Genomic DNA, 18,421 nt, shown 5'->3' on the forward strand with positions numbered 1-18,421 from the left:
ATCGGCTGAGCAGCAGGTTAATAACCTAGCTGCTCAGCTATTTTAGCTGCAGTGTCGAGCAATTCCTGCTTAATATCTTCGATAGTTAAATCTTGGGTTAGCTTACTATTTAACAAAGATACCGCCAGTGCAGCTACAACTTTACCACCAGGTTGTCCGATTAACACCGCAATATCACACACCCCATCGGTAATTGAATTGTCGGCATGTAAATAGCCTTGATGCTTGATACTATCCAGTTCATCAAACAGTTGCGTTTTAGCGTTTTTCGACATTTTGCTAAAACTTTTGTCGCGTTGCAGAATCATATCTCTGACTTCATCATTGCTATTTGCCAACAGAACTTTACCAGAGGTGGTCGTCATGGTTGGAAATAACGAACCTTCAGCAATATTAATCGACACTGGTACTTGGCTACGGGCTTGAATGATAACCATAGTCTGGCTTTGGTATAACATGCTCAAATAGCAAGATTGACCTATGCGTACTGCTAAATCTTCCATATGTGGTAAAGCAACCTGACGCAGCTGATCAATTGGTGAAATCGAACGGGATAAATTATACAACTTCAATGACAGTTGATAGCGGCCAGACAATTCGTCACGCACTAAATAACCGCGAGCTTCTAGCCCGACCAATACTCGATATATTTCGTTGGGATTTCGCCCTACCCCTTGGGCGATTTCTGCTTGTGAGCGTGGCAACTCTTGACTGACTAAATATTCAAGTATGTCTAACCCTTTATCTAGTGCTGGCACGGCATACTTAGTCGTTTTTTCATTGGTTGATTTTTTTTCTGTAGCCTTCAACAACAATATCCTCTTGCTCGCGAATTAACAGTCATATTACCTAAGGCGCAGTTTAATACCTATATAAATAACGCCTTTAAAAACAAAAAAGCCACTTGAAATAGTCCAAAGTGGCTTTTGGTTATCTATATAGAGTCGGTATTAACCTGTGTTGCGTAAACCTGTTGCAACACCTGCGATACTCACCATTAACGCTCGCTCTAAGTTATAACTTAACTCTTCGTCACCTGCTTGGCGCGCACGTTTCAGTAGTTCAACTTGTAATAAGTGCAGAGGTTCAAGATAGTTTGCACGAATCTCCATCGACTCTTTACCTGCAGGCTCATTTTGCATAACCTCTTGTTGGCCGAGCAATTCAAGTAACAATACCTGCGCTTCTTTAAGCTCTGTTCGCAGGTTTTCACCAAAATATTTAAGCGGCTCTGGCACCAATTGGTCGTCATAGATAGCTGCCATTTGTGGGTTTGCTTTCATAAAGACCATTTCCAACATAGATAGGCGTGACGCAAAGAAAGGCCATTGTTGCATCATTTCTTTGATTAATGGTTCATGACCTGCCTCTAGCGAGGTTTTAAACGCCTTCATAACCCCTAACCATGCAGGTAATACCAATCTGTTTTGTGCCCATGCGAAAATCCATGGAATTGCACGTAAACTTTCAACCCCACCATTTGGTTTACGTTTTGATGGACGGCTACCTAAAGGCAGTTTCGATAGCTCAAGCTCTGGTGTTGCGCTTCTGAAATAAGGTACAAAGTTTTCATCATGGCGCACCACATCACGATAATTGTCACGCGCATGCCCTGCCATAAATTCAATCACTTCACGCCATTTTTGCTGCGGCGCTGGCGGTGGGATCATTAATGCTTCTAAAATCGCACTGGTATATAAACTAAAGCTACGATTTGCTAAAGCTTCGGTACCAAACTTATAACGAATGGTTTCACCTTGTTCAGTCACACGTAAACCACCTAAACAGCTACCAGGTGGTTGTGAGAATATAGCTTGGCGCGCCGGTAAACCACCACGACCAATGGTACCACCACGTCCGTGGAACAAGGTTAGTTTCACTTGATGCTGTTCAGCTAATGCCACAAGCGCTTCTTGTGACTGATATTGCGCCCACCCAGCTGCCAATGCACCCGCATCTTTCGCAGAATCAGAATAACCAATCATCACATACTGATGGTTGCGGATAAATCCTCTATACCACTCAATGTCTAACAATGCCGCCATACTGTCGTATGCATTGTTTAAATCGTCCAACGTTTCAAACAATGGCGCAACCGGCATCGGCCATTTAATACCCGCTTCTTGCAATAATAAATGAACTTCTAAAACATCAGACGGAGCTTGTGCCATTGAAATAATATAAATACCTAGCGCTTGCTCATTTTGTTGCGCAATCACTTTGCAGGTATCCAACACCTCTTGGACTTCAGCCGAAGGTTGCCACACTCGTGGGATGAGTGGACGTTTAGAGGCTAGCTCACGTAATAAAAATGCTTGTTTATCTTGCTCTGTCCAATTTGAGTAATCACCCAAACCTAGGTAACGAGTAATTTCGCTAAATACTTGATCATGTCGGTCTGAGTCTTGGCGAATATCGAGTTTCAACAAGTGAATACCAAAACAGTGTGCGCGGCGAATTGTGTCTAATAATAAACCGTTGGCAATTGCTTTCATTCCAACAGAGTTTAATGACTGAAAACAGGCTTCAAGTGGCTTAATTAGCTCGTCTTGATGATTAATCCAATTATCTGCTTGATATTGCTCACCAGCCAGAAATGCTTCAATTCCTTCAACTGTATTGGCTAGTTTATTTTTAAGTTGCAATAAGGTTGCCCGATATGGTTCACGTTCGTCTGCACCAACTTGCTGGCGCAACTCTTCGGAACATTGGCCCATAGATAACTCAACAAATAGTTTGCTGATGTCATCTAAGAACAATACCGCGGCTCGCTTTCTTGCCAACAATAAAACTTGTTCAGTCACTTTAGAAGTGACAAATGGGTTGCCATCTCTATCACCGCCCATCCATGATGCAAAACGTACTGGCACAGCGTTTGTTGGTAAGTTTAAACCGAAATTATCTGCCAGTTTTTCGTCTAGAGTGCGAATAAAGTCTGGTACGGCTTGCCACAAAGAGTTTTCAATAACAGAAAAGCCCCATTGAGCTTCATCAACAGGTGTCGGTCGAGCTGCACGAATTTCATCTGTGTGCCAAGCTTGGCTAATTAATTCGGCAATGCGCTGTTCTACTTTTTTACGTTGCGTGTCAGTTAAGTCGCTTTCATGTAATTGAGATAAACATTCTGCAAGGCGTGAATACTTATAAATTAACGTACGGCGAGTTACTTCGGTTGGATGTGCGGTTAACACTAACTCAATCGACAAGTGCTCAACGGCTTGGGCCAACGTCATGTTAGTTTGATCGGTGTGTTTTATCTTAGCTAAGAATTCATCTACCGGGTCTTGCTCTGTAACATTTGCTACCGTGTGCTCCTGCTCAGCTAAATTGGCTAGATTCAAAAACTGCGAAAATGCTCTGCCGATTGTCAATAACGATTCATCTGGCATTTGCGCAAACAGTTTCTGCAAACTCTCAGTTGCAGTTTTGTCCCCTGCATAAGATTTACGACCTTGTTTACGAACAGTCTCAATGCGATCCAACCATTCATCTCCAAGATGCTGTTGAATAATTTGACCGAGTTCGGTGCCTAAATAACGGACTGTTTCTAACAAAGAATCATCAATGCCTTTTTGCATAGTAAACCTCATTTTTTAATTCGAGTGCGCATAAATTAGCATATTGGTAAGACCAAATCACCATGAATCTACTAAGGATATAAAATTGTCATGAATTTGTCATTGACCAAATAATAGAAACAGTGGCATATTGATTATGCCTAGCAGCTAAATCGGCCCAATGGCCGACTGCTTAGAACAAAGCAATTAACTATAAATTAGGATAAATTTTGAACTTTACCGCCTTTTACAACCGCTTACCTATGCCAGCAGTCTTCTGTCGCCTGCTGCCGGTGCGTATGCGTGTGTACGAATGCGGAAATTAACAAGTTCAAAATAGTCATTGTTAAAAGCCGCATTCAGTTACTGATGCGGCTTTTTAGTTTGCATTGGTAGCTTGTCTTTTTTATTTTAGGGATAACAAGATGCAAACATCATCAAAAGTAACATTCAGCTATTTAGCCGTTGTTTTAATCTGGTCTACAACACCTCTAGGGATTGTCTGGAGCAGTGAGTCTATGCACCCAGTATTGGCCGTGTTACTGCGTATGTGTATAGCATCAAGCATTGGCTTATTGTTACTACCATTGCTGCGCATTCGCTTACCTCTGCATAAAACTGCGTTAAAGCTCTACGCTTATTCTGTGATTGGCGTTTATGGTGGCATGATGTTCAGCTACATGGCAGCTTGGTATATTCCATCTGGGCTTATTTCTGTCGTGTTTGGTTTAGCACCTATAATCGCCGGTATCGCTGGACAAAAAATATTGGGCGATGCTGCTTTTTCCAAAGTTCGCTGGTTTGCGTTGTGTATCTGCTTGTTAGGTTTAGCATTTATATTTAATGATGGATTTAATCAAGGAGAGAACACGTTAATCGGTATTGTCATTGTACTGATTGCTGTAACGCTATTTAGTTTAAGCGGGGTAATGGTTAAAACTATCGCAATTCATATCCACCCAATGGCCACTACAGTGGGCGCGGTTACTTTATCTGTGCCGTTATACGTTATTTCTTGGTATTTAATGGATGGAGAAGTAGATGCCAGTCAATGGAGTGCCCGCTCAATTGGAGCTATTGTTTATCTAGGTTTATTTGGCTCGCTATTCGGCTTTATTTGTTATTTCTTTATTTTACAAAAACTTGCTGTATCAACTGTATCGTTAGTGACTTTGATAACCCCTGTGATTGCACTTATATTGGGTAACCAATTAAATGGTGAAGTATTAACACGCGATTTATTACTTGGCACTGCCGCTATTTTATGTGGACTAGCTTTGTACTTGTGGGGAGATAATTTAGTGAATAAATTTGTGCGCAGGCAAGAAGCGCTTTGAGGTGACGACTGGGACTAGTTAGCGGTGCGAAATCGGCCTGAGCTTGGATGTCTAACACAGACACGCGGTGAACCCATCCGTGGGCGCTCGAGACAAATCATCCAAGATTTGTACGGTCTGTTTATAGAATTCCAAGCCCAGTCCTCACTTATAATCCGACTGCGAGCCCAACTGAACATTTGTGCCACCATATCTATAGCGCTAAACAAGCCGTGCAATCAAGCACACCCGAATGCTTATATCTGACGTTGATATTGCTAATCCACGGACAACGCAACACTACCCTATTCGGAATAGTCACAACTGATAAATAAACCAAGGAGAAACAATACTTGGATACTGCGGGTACTGAGTTAAGTCAAATCTATTCGGCAAAATAACATCGCCAACAGTGGGTAAGGTTTGATTGGTCAGATCTAATGTAAAATCAACTAAACTAGATTGAGTCGGAAACTCATATCTAAATACAATAGCGCTATCAAACGCTCTGACACGCAAATGTACAATGCGGCTATGCGCGTTCTCTTTTAAAACCACAAATAATTCAGCATAATTTTTGCGCTGTTGAATATGCTCGTGATCAAGTGACTGCACTTTTAAAATTTCAAAATGCTGCATGCTCTTATGTTCAACAAAGTTCAATTGAAAGTTATCCAGCTGCCAGACAAATTGCATGTCGTGTTGAATACTGAACGACAACTTAGCATCATCTTGGCTAGTAATTTTAAACTCAAACTGTTTGTTAGGTGACTGCACAACAATACTTTGGTTTTGTTGACTACAACCAAATAACCCCAGCAGAAATAATAAAATGTTGAACAGAAGAAAACGCATTTTCAACACAAATCACTTATAAAAATGACAAGTATATAAACAACGCAGTTACCAATTGGTTAAGATAGATAAAGATACATGAAGAAATTTTAGGCAGAAAAAAAGCGAGTCAATTTGCATCAACTCGCTTTTTTAAATTTAGTAGCTAACGGCTAAATTACCCAGCGCTATCGCTTGCTTCTGGTGCCGCAGGCTTAGGCTCAGCACAAGCTTTCATGCTTAAACGCACACGACCTTGGCGGTCGATTTCTAATACTTTAACTTTAGTCACTTGACCTTGAGATAAGTAATCAGAAACGTTGTTAACTCGCTCTTCAGCAATTTGAGAAATGTGCACTAGGCCTTCTTTGCCTGGTAAAATTTCAACAAATGCACCGAAATCTACGATGCGAGTAACTTTACCGTCGTAAATCGTACCAACTTCAACTTCAGCAGTTAAAGACTTGATACGGTCAATTGCAGCATCTGCTTTATCTTTACCAGTTGCAGCAATTTTTACTGTACCATCATCTTCAATCTCGATAGTTGTACCCGTTTCTTCGGTTAATTGACGGATAGTTGCACCGCCTTTACCGATAACATCACGGATTTTATCAGGGCTGATTTTGATAGTGTAAATACGAGGAGCAAATTCAGAAACTTCAGTTCTGTGGCCGCCGATAGCTTGGTCCATTACACCTAAAATGTGTAAACGAGCCGCTTTCGCTTGGTTCAATGCAATTTGCATGATCTCTTGAGTGATACCTTCAATTTTAATGTCCATCTGTAGCGCAGTGATACCTTCGGTCGTACCCGCTACTTTAAAGTCCATATCACCTAAGTGGTCTTCGTCACCTAAAATGTCAGACAGAACAACAAAGTTATCGCCTTCTTTTACTAAGCCCATTGCGATACCCGCAACAGAAGCTTTAATTGGTACACCCGCGTCCATTAACGCAAGAGAAGAACCACAAACAGAAGCCATAGAGCTTGAACCGTTTGATTCTGTGATTTCAGAAACGATACGTACTGTGTACGGGAATTCTTCCAAAGATGGCATAACAGCAGCTACACCACGCTTAGCCAAACGGCCATGACCAATTTCACGACGCTTAGGTGCACCAACCATACCCGTTTCACCAACACAGTATGGAGGGAAATTATAGTGGAATAAGAAGTTGTCAGTCTTGTCGCCTGTTAAGTCATCGAATCTTTGCGCATCTTTTTCTGTACCTAGAGTTGCAACAACGATTGCTTGAGTTTCACCACGGGTAAATAGTGAAGAACCATGAGTACGAGGTAAAATACCAGTACGAACGTCAAGTGCACGAACCATAGTTGGATCACGACCATCAATGCGAGGCTCGCCAGCAATAATGCGGCTACGTACCACTTTCTTTTCAACAGAGCCTAAGAATTCACCAACTAATTTTTGGTCAACTTCTTCGTCTTCTTCAACAATTTTGGCTAAAGCAGACTCTTTTACTGCAGTCGCAGCATCTTTACGCTCTACTTTATCTGCGATTTGGTATGCTTGAGTGAAACCATCTTTTGATAACGCTTCTACTTTTTCATATAAAGCACTATCGATCGCAGGTGCGACCCAAGTTGAAGGAGCTGGGTTTACAGCTTCAACAAACTGGTTGATGTTTTGAATAACCGTTTGCATTTGCTCATGGCCATACATGACAGCACCTAACATGGTGTCTTCACTTAAAATTGAAGCTTCAGACTCAACCATAAGGACTGCATTCTCAGTACCAGCAACCACTAAATCTAATTCTGAATCAGCCATTTCACTGCTCAGAGGGTTCAGCATGTATTGACCATCTTTGTAACCAACACGCGCTGCACCAATTGGACCTTGGAAAGGAATACCAGCAATTGATAACGCCGCAGAAACACCAATCATAGCAACGATATCAGGTGCAATCTCAGGGTTTACCGACATTACAGTTGCAACAACTTGAACTTCGTTGGTGTATTCTTTCGGGAATAATGGGCGGATAGGACGGTCAATTAATCGAGCCGTTAACGTTTCACCTTCAGACGGCTTACCTTCACGTTTAAAGAAGCCACCAGGAATTTTACCCGCAGCGTAAGTTTTCTCTAAATAGTTAACCGTTAATGGGAAAAAATCTCTTACTTCGTCATCTTTTTTTGCTACGACACTTACCAATACTGAAGTATCGTCCATACTCACCATAACAGCGGCTGATGCTTGTCTTGCAACAACACCTGTTTCCAAAGTGACCTGGTGTTGGCCAAACTGGAATGAAGTTGTAATTGGAGTCACAATAATGTTTCCTTTGTTCTTACTTTAATCTTTAATCGCTTATTTTCGCGACTAATTATACGTAACTATTTTGCAAATAAGTAGAGCTAAATCGATATAAATTGCGAGTACCACAGCCGTATAAGCCAAGTTCAATTTATAATGATTTAACTCTATATTTATAAACAAAACCGAAAAAAAAAGGGCCTTTTTAGGCCCTTTTTCACAATAAATTCATCTAGGATTAACGACGTAAACCTAGACGCTTGATTAATGAAGTGTAACGCTCTACATCTTTACGCTTCAAATAATCTAATAAGCTACGACGAGAGTTAACCATACGGATCAAACCACGACGAGAGTGGTGATCTTTTTTGTGGTCAGAGAAGTGACCTTGTAATTTGTTAATTCTGTGCGTTAATAAAGCAACTTGTACTTCAGGTGAACCAGTGTCGCCTTCTTTTGTTGCATATTCAGCAACAACTTTTGCTTTTTCTTCAAGAGTTAGTGACATAATCATCTCCAAAATTCGGGTGCGCCGATCACTAAGCCAGCGAACCTAATAAAATGAACCGCGGATTCTACGCGAATTGAGTAAAAGATCAACTCAAAAAATCGCTAGTAGGTTTAGTGAACTGAGCCCACTGTAAGCATAATTTCCGAATAATGCACTCAACAGGCAGCGCTTTAACCCCCGAGCTCACAAGCCCACTCGATGCATGATTTTCTAAAAGCGCTGTTCGCCAGTCCCTGGCCGCTCACATAAGATATCCCTATCTTATGAAGTTTTAGAAAACCAGCATTCGAGTACGCTTTTATCGAGCACATTTATTGCTGCTAGAATACGATGTATCAATGAGCAACAATATAAAAATCAGGAAAGTGCTAGAGCATTAACTTAGAGCAAAATCTCTTTTTCAGGGATGAAAAAGCGAAGCGTACATGGAAGTATTTACAGCGTTTTTGCGATAGTTATGCTCTAGTGATTTCCGCATATAGCACTGTACTAGCAGCGCTTTAACCTCCGAGCTCAAAAGCCAACTGCAAGCATAATTTCCCAAAAACGCTGTACACCGTCCATGGTCGCTCCCAAACGTCGTCCCAGACGTTTGAAGTTTTGGTAAATCAGCATTCCAGTCGGCTCAGTCATACTTGGGCATCGCTAAATGTAGCGGTACTGAAAGTTTGGTGAATTGTCGCCAGAGGAAATCAGCTACTGATTGAGGAAAATTGAAAAAGAAAGAGTAACCAAAGAGTTTATAGCAACTATATGGTAGGAAAGGTGGTGGTGATTGTTTTTCGCAAAACTTCCAATCGGTAGGGATACCGTTTGAGAGCGGGCCATGGATGGCCTTGCAGCGATTTTGCGAAAAATATCACTATCAGCTTGACCTTAGTTACCACCAAATCAGCAGCAACCAAGAATTCAGAGACTTAGTTCTGACTCACCAATCTTTTCGGCTGCAAATTACGGTTTTCTTCAAGCTCAGCCACACCCAACATAGAATTAGTCGACTCACGATAAACACGATATGTGCCTAAGTCGCCTTCCAACCACTTAATACGTTGACCATTACTAAACCTATCAGCCAACTCATCGGTTAACTGAATAACCGGAATATGCTGAATACCCGCATCCATCGGCAATAATTTGTCGGCCAATTCAGCTTCACTCATAGCTTGTAAAGTAGGTAAATCAAACATAGGTAAACCATCAAAACCAGTTACTTGAGTACGACGTAACTGAATCACATGTGCACCACAGCCCAGCTTCTCACCTAAATCATCAACCAGTGTACGAATATAAGTGCCTTTTGAGCAATGCACAGTCATCTTTACATTAGGTAAGGCGATTTCATCTACAGTGATAGAGAAAATTTCAATTTGACGAATCGGTCTTGGAACATCAATACCTTGACGGGCATAAAAATATAAAGGTTTACCTTGATATTTTAGTGCCGAATAAATAGAAGGTTGTTGATCTTGCACGCCAATAAAATTTTCGACCATTTGGCGAATTTGCATCTCATCACAAGTCACATCTCGCGTTTCAACCACTTCACCTTCAGAGTCAGACGTCGTAGTACGTTCACCTAGTTTTGCCGTTACTTGATATGTTTTATCCGCATCCAATAAAAACTGACTAAACTTAGTCGCTTCGCCAAAACAAATAGGCAATAAACCAGTTGCCAATGGATCTAATGCACCTGTGTGCCCTGCTTTTTTAGCTGAATATAAAAAGCGCACAGTTTGCAACGCTTTGTTTGAGCTTATATCTTGTGGCTTATCTAATAATACAATGCCATTGATATTTACAAATGTGCGTTTATTTGCCACAGTTACCCTCTAACCGTTATTCTTTATCTTGGCGCTCGTCTTGAGCTGCTTGCTCTTCATCTGAATGAAATTGCTCAGACTTTTGCTTGTCGGATTTAACAGCTTTATCAACTAATTCAGACATGCGTATACCTTCATTCAAACTTGTATCTAATACAAACTTAACTGACGGCACGTGGCGCATTCGCAAACGTTTAGCCAACAAAGAACGGATATAAGGTGCTAATTCATTTAACTGATTAACACTGCTTTTAGCTTTTTCTTCATCTTGTAACAGTGAAGATATAAAGATCTTGGCGTAAGCTAAATCTCTTGACACTTCAACTTCAGAAATAGTCACCATGCCAATTCTTGGGTCTTTAAGATCACGCTGTAAAATTTGTGCAGCTTCTTTTTGCACCTGTTGAGCAACTCGATCAGCTCTTGAAAACTCTCTTGCCATATACTCTTAAACTCTATTGATATTGAGCGCAAAAAGGGGCCTTAGGCCCCTTTATATACTTAACCTACAATGATTGAAGGGTTATAGCTGACGTTTAACTTCAACTATTTCAAATACTTCAATCACATCGCCAACTTTAACGTCGTTGTAGTTCTTAACACCGATACCACACTCTGTACCATTACGAACTTCTGCAACGTCATCTTTAAAGCGACGCAGTGATTCTAACTCACCTTCGTAAATAACTACGTTTTCACGCAATACACGGATTGGATTATTACGTTTTACAACACCTTCTGTAACCATACAGCCGGCAATTGCACCAATCTTAGGTGAACGGAATACATCACGAACTTCTGCAAGACCGATAATTTCCTGTTTAAATTCAGGCTCTAACATACCGCTCATTGCTTTCTTAACTTCGTCGATTAAGTCATAAATTACGCTGTAGTAACGAAGCTCAACTGACTCAGTTTCAATAGTACGACGTGCGGTAGCATCGGCACGAACATTGAAACCAAGAATGATAGCCTGAGACGCAGCAGCTAAGGTTGCATCTGTTTCAGTGATACCACCTACACCACTACCGATAATCTTAACTTTAACTTCATCGGTCGAAAGTTTAATTAACGAGTCAGAAATTGCTTCGAGTGAACCTTGAACGTCAGACTTAAGTACGATGTTAAGTTCTTTAACGTCGCCTTCAGTCATATTAGAGAACATGTTCTCTAACTTAGCTTTTTGCTGGCGAGCTAACTTAACTTCACGGAATTTACCTTGACGTTTTAAAGATACTTCACGAGCTTTTTTCTCATCTTTAACAGCAGTAGCTTCATCACCTGCTGCAGGTACACCAGAAAGACCTAAAATCTCAACTGGAATAGATGGGCCTGCCTCATCAATGTCTTTACCATTTTCGTCTCTCATCGCACGGATTCGGCCGTACTCCAGACCACATAAAATAATATCGCCTTTTTTCAAGCGGCCAGATTGAACTAAGATACTGGCAACTGGGCCACGGCCTTTATCAAGTTTAGACTCAATAACGACACCAGATGCTAAACCTTCATGGACAGCGTCTAGATCAAGCATTTCAGATTGTAAAAGAATCGATTCTAATAACTCATCAATACCTTGACCTGATTTAGCAGAAACATGACAGAATTGTACATCACCACCCCAATCTTCTGGGATGACATCATGTTGAGCTAACTCGTTTTTAACTCTATCTGGATCTGATTCTTCTTTATCTATCTTGTTAACAGCTACAACCAAAGGCACGCCTGCTGCTTTGGCATGTTGTACCGCCTCGATTGTTTGTGGCATAACACCATCGTCTGCGGCAACAACTAGCACAACAATATCGGTTGCTTTAGCACCACGAGCACGCATTGCAGTAAACGCGGCGTGACCAGGTGTATCTAAAAATGAAATCATACCTTGGTCTGTTTCAACATGGTATGCACCAATGTGCTGTGTAATGCCACCAGCTTCGCCAGAGGCAACTTTAGCACGACGAATATAATCAAGTAGTGACGTTTTACCATGGTCAACGTGACCCATAACAGTGACAACTGGTGGGCGACGACGAATTTCTGTCTGCTCACCACGGTTTGCTAATAAATCTTCTTCTAACGCATTCTCGCTAACCGCTTTACCAACATGACCCATTTCATCGATTACTAACAATGCAGTTTCTTGGTCGATTACTTGGTTAATCGTAACCATAGCACCCATTTTCATCATTACTTTGATGACTTCAGTACCTTTAACTGCCATTTTAGCTGCTAAGTCAGCAACGGTAATGGTTTCACCAACACGGACTTCGTGCTGAGTTGGAGCAACTGGTTTTTGGAAGCTGTGTTGCATGTTTTTCGGCGTTGCAATTTTTTTACGTTTACCTTTAGGTGCACGGCTGCTTGCAACTGCTTGCGCTTCTTCGTCTTTCTTAGAAGTTTTCTTCTTACGACGACGAGAGCCTTTTTCCTCGCGACGCTCTTGCTCGCGTTCAGCTTCTTGAGCATAACGAGAAGAGTGACTATGAACTTCTTTTTTCTCTTCTTCTTTACGGCGAGCCTCTTCAGCAGCCCAACGCTCCGCGTTTTCTTCCGCAAGACGTTTAGCTTCTTCAGCAATGCGCGCAGCTTCAGCTTCAGCTTTTTTACGCTCTTCTTCTTCTTTTTTCTGACGAAGCGCTATTTCTTCTTCGGTTTCAACATGCTTAGGCGCTTTTTTCGCCTCAACTTTAGGCGCTTTTTCAGCTTCAGCAGCAGGCTTTTGTTCTGCGGATTGCTTAGCTTGCTCTTCAGCTTCACGTTTTGCTTGCTCTTCTGCTGCTTTTTTCGCAGCTTCTTCAGCTTCGCGTTTTGCTTGCTCTTCCGCTGCTCTTTTCGCAGCTTCTTCAGCTTCGCGTTTTGCTTGTTCTTCTGCTTTCTCAGCTTCAAGTGCACTTGCTTTTACATAAGTGCGTTTCTTACGAACTTCAACTTGGACTGATTTCGCTTTGCCATGGTTACCAGAAACACTTAAAGTGCTTTTGGTTTTACGCTGTAACGTCATTTTACTAGGTTGTGACGCTGGCTCGTCTCCCCCATGATATTTACTTAAATGCGTTAATAATGTTTGTTTTTCTTGCTCGGTAACTTGGCTATCCGCTGTTTTTTTAATACCAGCCTCAGCAAATTGCTGTACTAGCTTATCAACCGATGTACCTACATCTGCGGCAAGTTTATCTATCGAAACTTCTGACATTCAGTTCTACCTCCGCCGTATTATTCAGCTTCGTTCTCGCCACCAAACCAACAAATGTTACGGGCTTTCATAATTAATTCACCTGCGCTCTTTTCATCTAAGCCTTCTACGTCAGAAATATCGTCGATTCCCTGCTCGGCTAAGTCTTCTAAGGTACAAACGCCTTTGCTGGCTAAAACAAATGCTGTATGGCGGTCTAGACCTTCTAGCGCCAGTAAATCTTCCGCTGGCTCGGTGTTCTCTAAGGTTTCTTCATTTGCTAAAGCCATGGTTGTTAAAGCCGCTTTAGCTCGATTACGAAGCTCTTCAACAATGTCTTCATCAAATCCTTCAATTTCCAGCAATTCATTCACTGGTACGTATGCAATTTCCTCTAGGCTTGAAAATCCTTCTTCAACCAAAACAGTGGCAAAGTCTTCATCAATGTCGAGTTTGTCAATAAACAATGACATAAGTTTGTCATTCTCTGCCTGATGTTTCTCGTTCATATCAGCGACTGTCATCACATTGAGTTGCCAACCAGTTAACTGACTGGCGAGTCTTACATTTTGCCCACTGCGTCCTATTGCTTGAGCTAGGTTGTCCGCTTCCACAGCAATATCCATAGTGCCTTTGTCTTCATCAACAATAATAGATGCGACATCGGCTGGTGCCATGGCGTTGATCACGTACTGTGCTGGGTTGTCATCAAACAACACAATATCAATACGCTCTCCATCAAGTTCACTAGAAACTGCTTGGACACGTGAACCACGCATACCTACACAAGCCCCTACTGGGTCGATTCTTTTGTCGTTCGTTTTAACGGCAATTTTAGCTCGCGAACCTGGGTCGCGCGCTGCCGAACGAATTTCTAACATTTCTTCGCCTATTTCTGGCACTTCAATGCGGAATAACTCAATTAACATGTCTGGTCGGGTACGACTCATCATTAATTGAGGACCACGTGCTTCAGGCTTAATATCAAATAACAAACCACGAACTCTGTCACCTGGACGGAAGGTTTCTCGTGGTAATAATTCTTCACGACGAATAATCGCTTCAGCATTGTTACCTAAATCTAAAATTACGCCTTCACGACCAGACTTTTTAACAACACCAGTTAATAGTTCACCAACTTTTTCTTCGTACTCTTCAACTATTTGAGCACGTTCAGCTTCGCGTACTTTTTGTACGATAACTTGTTTTGCTGTTTGTGTTGTAATTCGGTCAAATTCGATAGACTCTATTTCTTCTTCTACATATTCGCCTAACTGAATTTCAGGGTTTTCGTACTGCGCTGCTTCTAAGCCAATTTCCGAAAATGGGTTTTCTAAAACATTTCCCGTATCTTCAACAACTAACCAGCGACGAAATGTTACGAAATCACCACTTTTACGGTCGATACTCACACGAATGTCGATATCGCCTTCGTATTTTTTCTTAGTGGCCATAGATATAGCAGATTCCAACGCTTGGAAAATTTTCTCACGAGGAACCGCTTTTTCATTTGATACAGCTTCCGCTACTAACAAGATCTCTTTGTTCATTATTCAGCCCCGCTACCAGAGTTCCTAAAATTGAGGAACTACTTGTGCCTTTTCAATATTTTTAAATGGAATCTCATACTCTGCATTATCGACTTCCAAAATAATGCAGTTATTTTCAATGCTATTTAGTTGCCCGCTAAATTTACGGCGACCTTCAATTGGCATTTTGGTTTTAACGTTTAATTTTGCCCCGACATACTGCGAGTACTGCTCTGGTTTAAATAAAACCCTATCCATGCCTGGTGACGATACTTCTAACACGTACTCACCACTGATCGGGTCTTCAACATCAAGCACTGAGCTAACTTGTCGACTGACTTCGGCGCAGTCATCTACACCTATGCCATTTTCATGGTCTATATACACTCGTAAGATAGAGTGTTTACCCGCTCGGAAAAATTCTAATCCCCAGTAGGTAAATCCTGTAACAGCTACCGCTTGGGAGACTAATGTCTCAAGCTTAATATCTTGTTTTGACAAAAATGACCTCTGATTTTTCAAAACACAAAATAAAAAGCCCCGAACTTGCGACCGGGGCTTCTCAAACATAAATAAAACCGGTTGGTTGCGGGGGCTGGATTTGAACCAACGACCTTCGGGTTATGAGCCCGACGAGCTACCAAGCTGCTCCACCCCGCGTCAATGGCAAGCATTATAGTGATTCAAATTGTTAAATTCAAACCTAATGCTTGTACCGGTAATACTTTTTTATATTTGGTGCCGTGGGCGGGACTTGAACCCGCACGAGCTAAGCTCACCACCCCCTCAAGATGGCGTGTCTACCAATTCCACCACCACGGCTAAAGCGAATCTGCTTTATTCTGGAATTTCATCAACTACTTTTTCAGCAGCTGGAATTTCCTCATTGATCATTTGCTCAGCAGCAGGTGCTTGCAAATCGGTAAATTCGTCAGTGGTTTCCGCTTTTTTTGCAGACATGCCACCTAACAATAAACACAATACAAAGAAGATTGTTGCCAATACAGAGGTAGACTTAGTCAAAAAGTTACCTGCACCAGACGAACCAAATACTGTGCTAGAGCCTCCTGAACCAAAAGAAGCTCCCATATCAGCGCCTTTACCTTGCTGAATTAAGATAAATCCAATTAAGGCAACTGATACTACTATGTATACAAATATTAAAACTTCAAACATCTAATTCACCAAAGCCGCTTGACATATTTTTATAAATTTCTCTGGAACCAAACTGGCACCACCAATTAAACCGCCGTCTATATCTGGCTGCTTAAACATACTATCCACATTATCAGGGGTTACACTGCCACCATATAAAATTCGGATACTCTGCGCTGTTTCAGGGCATATTGCGGATATCATACCACGAATAAACCTGTGTACTTCTTGCGCTAACTTTGGTGATGCTGGTTTTCCTGTACCTACAGCCCAAATTGGCTCGTAAGCGATAATGCAATCTTTAATTGCATCTATACCACCCAAGTGCAAAATAGTTTCTATTTGCGCGGTTAAACGTGAGTATGTTTTACCTTGCTCATGCTCTTCGGTCGTTTCACCCACACAGAGTACAGGTTTCATACCTAAACTCTGCGCTTTAATAAATTTCTGAGCCGTTACCTTTGAACTTTCATTAAACAAAGAACGTCTCTCAGAGTGGCCACATATTACCCACTTGCAGCCACTTTCTTTGGCTAAGTGAGCAGATATTTCACCAGTATATGCGCCGCTATCGAGTTCGTTGATATTTTGCGCGGCCAGAATCACATTTAACTCAAGCTGCTTGATTGCGTCATCAACGTAACTATACAAAGTAGCAGGCGGACTAAGCACGACATCCAACTGCTGGTCGACACCTGACTGTTTAATTTGCTGTAACAAACTATCAACCAAGTGCCTGCTACCATTCATTTTCCAGTTAGCTGCAACAACTGGTTTACGTCTTGTCATAACCACTCCGTATAAAAGCGGCCGAGATTGTAACTATCATCTGACATGGATACAAGAAAAATTATAATTAAAAATCAAAACCGAAGATTATTTAACCGCTTGTTCCACTGCAGAGGCGATTGATTTAGCATGTTGCTCAACTTCATCTGCATTTTCGCCTTCAACCATAACTCGAATAACTGGCTCGGTGCCAGATTTACGCATGAGTACACGGCCTGTATCACCTAGGCTTGCTTCCACATCAGCAACGGCTTGTTTTACCGTGTCTGCTTCTAATGGTTCTTGGCCATCGGCAAAACGTACGTTAATTAAAGTTTGTGGATATTTATCCATGCCTAAGCTCAGTTCATACAAAGACATTTCTGCGGTTTGCATCGCTCGTAAAACCTGCAAACCAGAGATGATACCATCACCAGTAGAAGTAGAATGCAAATTGATAATGTGGCCAGAGCTTTCACCACCAATATACCAGCCATTTTGTTGCAATAACTCTAGGACATATCTATCACCCACTTTACTGCGCGCAAATGGAATGCCTAAACGTTTAACGCCTATTTCCATGCCTAAGTTGCTCATCACAGTGCCAACTACACCGCCATGCATTTCACCACGGCGCAACGCGTCTCGAGCAATAATAAACACCAGCTGGTCGCCATCAATTACATTACCTTTGTGATCGACCATCATTAGGCGATCGCCATCGCCGTCAAGCGCAAAACCAACATCTGCTTGAATTTCTAGTACTTTCTCTTGCAAAGCTTTTAACGAGGTTGCACCACAATTAAGGTTGATGTTCACCCCATCTGGTGAAGTACCAATTTCGATAACCTCTGCGCCAAGCTCTCTTAGCACATTCGGTGCGATGTGGTAAGTTGCGCCATTCGCGCAATCCACGACTATTTTTAATCCTTTTAGTGACATGTCCGATGGATAACGACTCTTACAAAATTCGATATAACGGCCAGCTGCATCATCTATGCGCCTCGCTTTACCTAATTTAGAAGACTCCACTATGCTCATTGGCTTGTTGAGTTCAGCTTCTATCGCGAGTTCAATGTCATCACCTAACTTGGTACCATTGCGCGAGAAGAACTTGATACCATTGTCTTGGTACGGATTGTGAGATGCACTAATAACAATACCTGCATCAGCTCTAAATGTACGACTGAGGTAAGCAATTGCAGGTGTTGGCATCGGACCTAATAAACCTATATTAACCCCTGCTGCAGATAAACCAGACTCTAACGCAGACTCCAGCATATAACCTGATATTCGAGTATCTTTACCAATTAATACTTTATGGGTACCTTGGCTAGACAATACGCGCCCGACCGCCCAGCCGAGCTTTAAAACGAACTCGGGGGTAATCGCCCCTTTACCTACTTCACCACGAATACCATCGGTTCCAAAATATTGTTTACTCATCGTTATTGCTCCTTTAAAGTGGCGGCAACAAC

Annotated in this window: 14 protein-coding genes and 2 tRNA genes; 1 reads left to right on the plus strand and 15 read right to left on the minus strand. The window is 41.8% G+C overall.

From position 1 onward, the window contains the following. Nucleotides 1–17 precede the first annotated feature (17 nt). Together DS2_RS17000 and ppc are read right to left on the minus strand one after the other, a co-directional pair. Nucleotides 18–809 (minus strand): IclR family transcriptional regulator, encoded by a 792-nt coding sequence (locus DS2_RS17000; RefSeq protein WP_035016116.1) that lies wholly within the window; start codon nucleotides 807–809, stop codon nucleotides 18–20. A 141-nt stretch (nucleotides 810–950) separates the two neighbouring features. Then, a complete protein-coding gene (ppc, locus tag DS2_RS17005; protein ID WP_035016117.1) occupies nucleotides 951–3,578 on the minus strand; it encodes a phosphoenolpyruvate carboxylase in 2,628 nt (875 codons plus the stop codon). 404 nt (nucleotides 3,579–3,982) lie between these two features. Here ppc and DS2_RS17010 point away from each other — a divergent pair, with 404 nt between their 5' ends. Continuing rightward, nucleotides 3,983–4,894, plus strand: a complete 912-nt coding sequence (locus DS2_RS17010) for a DMT family transporter (RefSeq protein ID WP_035016118.1) — start codon at nucleotides 3,983–3,985, stop codon at nucleotides 4,892–4,894. Nucleotides 4,895–5,191: 297 nt separating this feature from the next. On the opposite strand, the gene DS2_RS17015 is transcribed toward DS2_RS17010, so the two are convergent. The 13 genes from DS2_RS17015 to glmM form a co-directional block, all read right to left on the minus strand. Beyond that, nucleotides 5,192–5,650: a glycoside hydrolase family 97 N-terminal domain-containing protein gene (locus tag DS2_RS17015; protein ID WP_160168589.1), complete on the minus strand. Its 459-nt coding sequence runs from the start codon at nucleotides 5,648–5,650 to the stop codon at nucleotides 5,192–5,194. 235 nt (nucleotides 5,651–5,885) lie between these two features. Then, nucleotides 5,886–8,003 (minus strand): polyribonucleotide nucleotidyltransferase, encoded by a 2,118-nt coding sequence (gene pnp, locus DS2_RS17020; protein ID WP_035016121.1) that lies wholly within the window; start codon nucleotides 8,001–8,003, stop codon nucleotides 5,886–5,888. A gap of 223 nt (nucleotides 8,004–8,226) precedes the next feature. Beyond that, nucleotides 8,227–8,496: a 30S ribosomal protein S15 gene (gene rpsO / locus DS2_RS17025; RefSeq protein ID WP_035016123.1), complete on the minus strand. Its 270-nt coding sequence runs from the start codon at nucleotides 8,494–8,496 to the stop codon at nucleotides 8,227–8,229. Nucleotides 8,497–9,416: 920 nt separating this feature from the next. Next, complete coding sequence (gene truB / locus DS2_RS17030; RefSeq protein ID WP_035016124.1) at nucleotides 9,417–10,319, minus strand: tRNA pseudouridine(55) synthase TruB; 903 nt, start codon at nucleotides 10,317–10,319, stop codon at nucleotides 9,417–9,419. Nucleotides 10,320–10,335: 16 nt separating this feature from the next. Beyond that, entirely contained in the window at nucleotides 10,336–10,761 is a 426-nt protein-coding gene (rbfA, locus tag DS2_RS17035; protein WP_035016125.1) for a 30S ribosome-binding factor RbfA, read from the minus strand. Nucleotides 10,762–10,842: 81 nt separating this feature from the next. Beyond that, a complete protein-coding gene (infB, locus tag DS2_RS17040; protein WP_035016126.1) occupies nucleotides 10,843–13,512 on the minus strand; it encodes a translation initiation factor IF-2 in 2,670 nt (889 codons plus the stop codon). Nucleotides 13,513–13,532: 20 nt separating this feature from the next. Further along, complete coding sequence (gene nusA / locus DS2_RS17045; RefSeq protein WP_035016127.1) at nucleotides 13,533–15,041, minus strand: transcription termination factor NusA; 1,509 nt, start codon at nucleotides 15,039–15,041, stop codon at nucleotides 13,533–13,535. A 24-nt stretch (nucleotides 15,042–15,065) separates the two neighbouring features. After that, nucleotides 15,066–15,521, minus strand: coding sequence for a ribosome maturation factor RimP (gene rimP / locus DS2_RS17050; RefSeq protein WP_035016134.1), 456 nt, complete (start codon nucleotides 15,519–15,521; stop codon nucleotides 15,066–15,068). 82 nt (nucleotides 15,522–15,603) lie between these two features. Next, nucleotides 15,604–15,680 (minus strand) — tRNA-Met (locus DS2_RS17055). Between the two features lie 76 nt (nucleotides 15,681–15,756). Then, nucleotides 15,757–15,842: transfer RNA gene (locus DS2_RS17060), tRNA-Leu, on the minus strand. A gap of 15 nt (nucleotides 15,843–15,857) precedes the next feature. After that, on the minus strand, nucleotides 15,858–16,196 hold the full coding sequence (secG, locus tag DS2_RS17065) for a preprotein translocase subunit SecG (RefSeq protein WP_035016128.1): 339 nt from the start codon (nucleotides 16,194–16,196) through the stop codon (nucleotides 15,858–15,860). Then, nucleotides 16,197–16,964: a triose-phosphate isomerase gene (gene tpiA, locus DS2_RS17070; RefSeq protein WP_035016130.1), complete on the minus strand. Its 768-nt coding sequence runs from the start codon at nucleotides 16,962–16,964 to the stop codon at nucleotides 16,197–16,199. It lies immediately after the preceding gene. Between the two features lie 87 nt (nucleotides 16,965–17,051). Continuing rightward, on the minus strand, nucleotides 17,052–18,389 hold the full coding sequence (glmM, locus tag DS2_RS17075; RefSeq protein WP_035016131.1) for a phosphoglucosamine mutase: 1,338 nt from the start codon (nucleotides 18,387–18,389) through the stop codon (nucleotides 17,052–17,054). Between the last annotated feature and the right edge of the window lie 32 nt (nucleotides 18,390–18,421).

Source organism: Catenovulum agarivorans DS-2 (genome assembly GCF_000568405.1).
GTDB classification, from domain to species: Bacteria; Pseudomonadota; Gammaproteobacteria; order Enterobacterales; family Alteromonadaceae; genus Catenovulum; species Catenovulum agarivorans_A.

Coding starts and splice junctions, on each gene's coding strand:
- ppc (WP_035016117.1), bottom strand. CDS start 3,578: ATGCAAAAAGGCATTGATGATTCTTTGTTAGAAACAGTCCGTTATTTA.
- DS2_RS17010 (WP_035016118.1), top strand. CDS start 3,983: ATGCAAACATCATCAAAAGTAACATTCAGCTATTTAGCCGTTGTTTTA.
- rpsO (WP_035016123.1), bottom strand. CDS start 8,496: ATGTCACTAACTCTTGAAGAAAAAGCAAAAGTTGTTGCTGAATATGCA.
- rbfA (WP_035016125.1), bottom strand. CDS start 10,761: ATGGCAAGAGAGTTTTCAAGAGCTGATCGAGTTGCTCAACAGGTGCAA.
- infB (WP_035016126.1), bottom strand. CDS start 13,512: ATGTCAGAAGTTTCGATAGATAAACTTGCCGCAGATGTAGGTACATCG.
- nusA (WP_035016127.1), bottom strand. CDS start 15,041: ATGAACAAAGAGATCTTGTTAGTAGCGGAAGCTGTATCAAATGAAAAA.
- secG (WP_035016128.1), bottom strand. CDS start 16,196: ATGTTTGAAGTTTTAATATTTGTATACATAGTAGTATCAGTTGCCTTA.
- tpiA (WP_035016130.1), bottom strand. CDS start 16,964: ATGACAAGACGTAAACCAGTTGTTGCAGCTAACTGGAAAATGAATGGT.
- glmM (WP_035016131.1), bottom strand. CDS start 18,389: ATGAGTAAACAATATTTTGGAACCGATGGTATTCGTGGTGAAGTAGGT.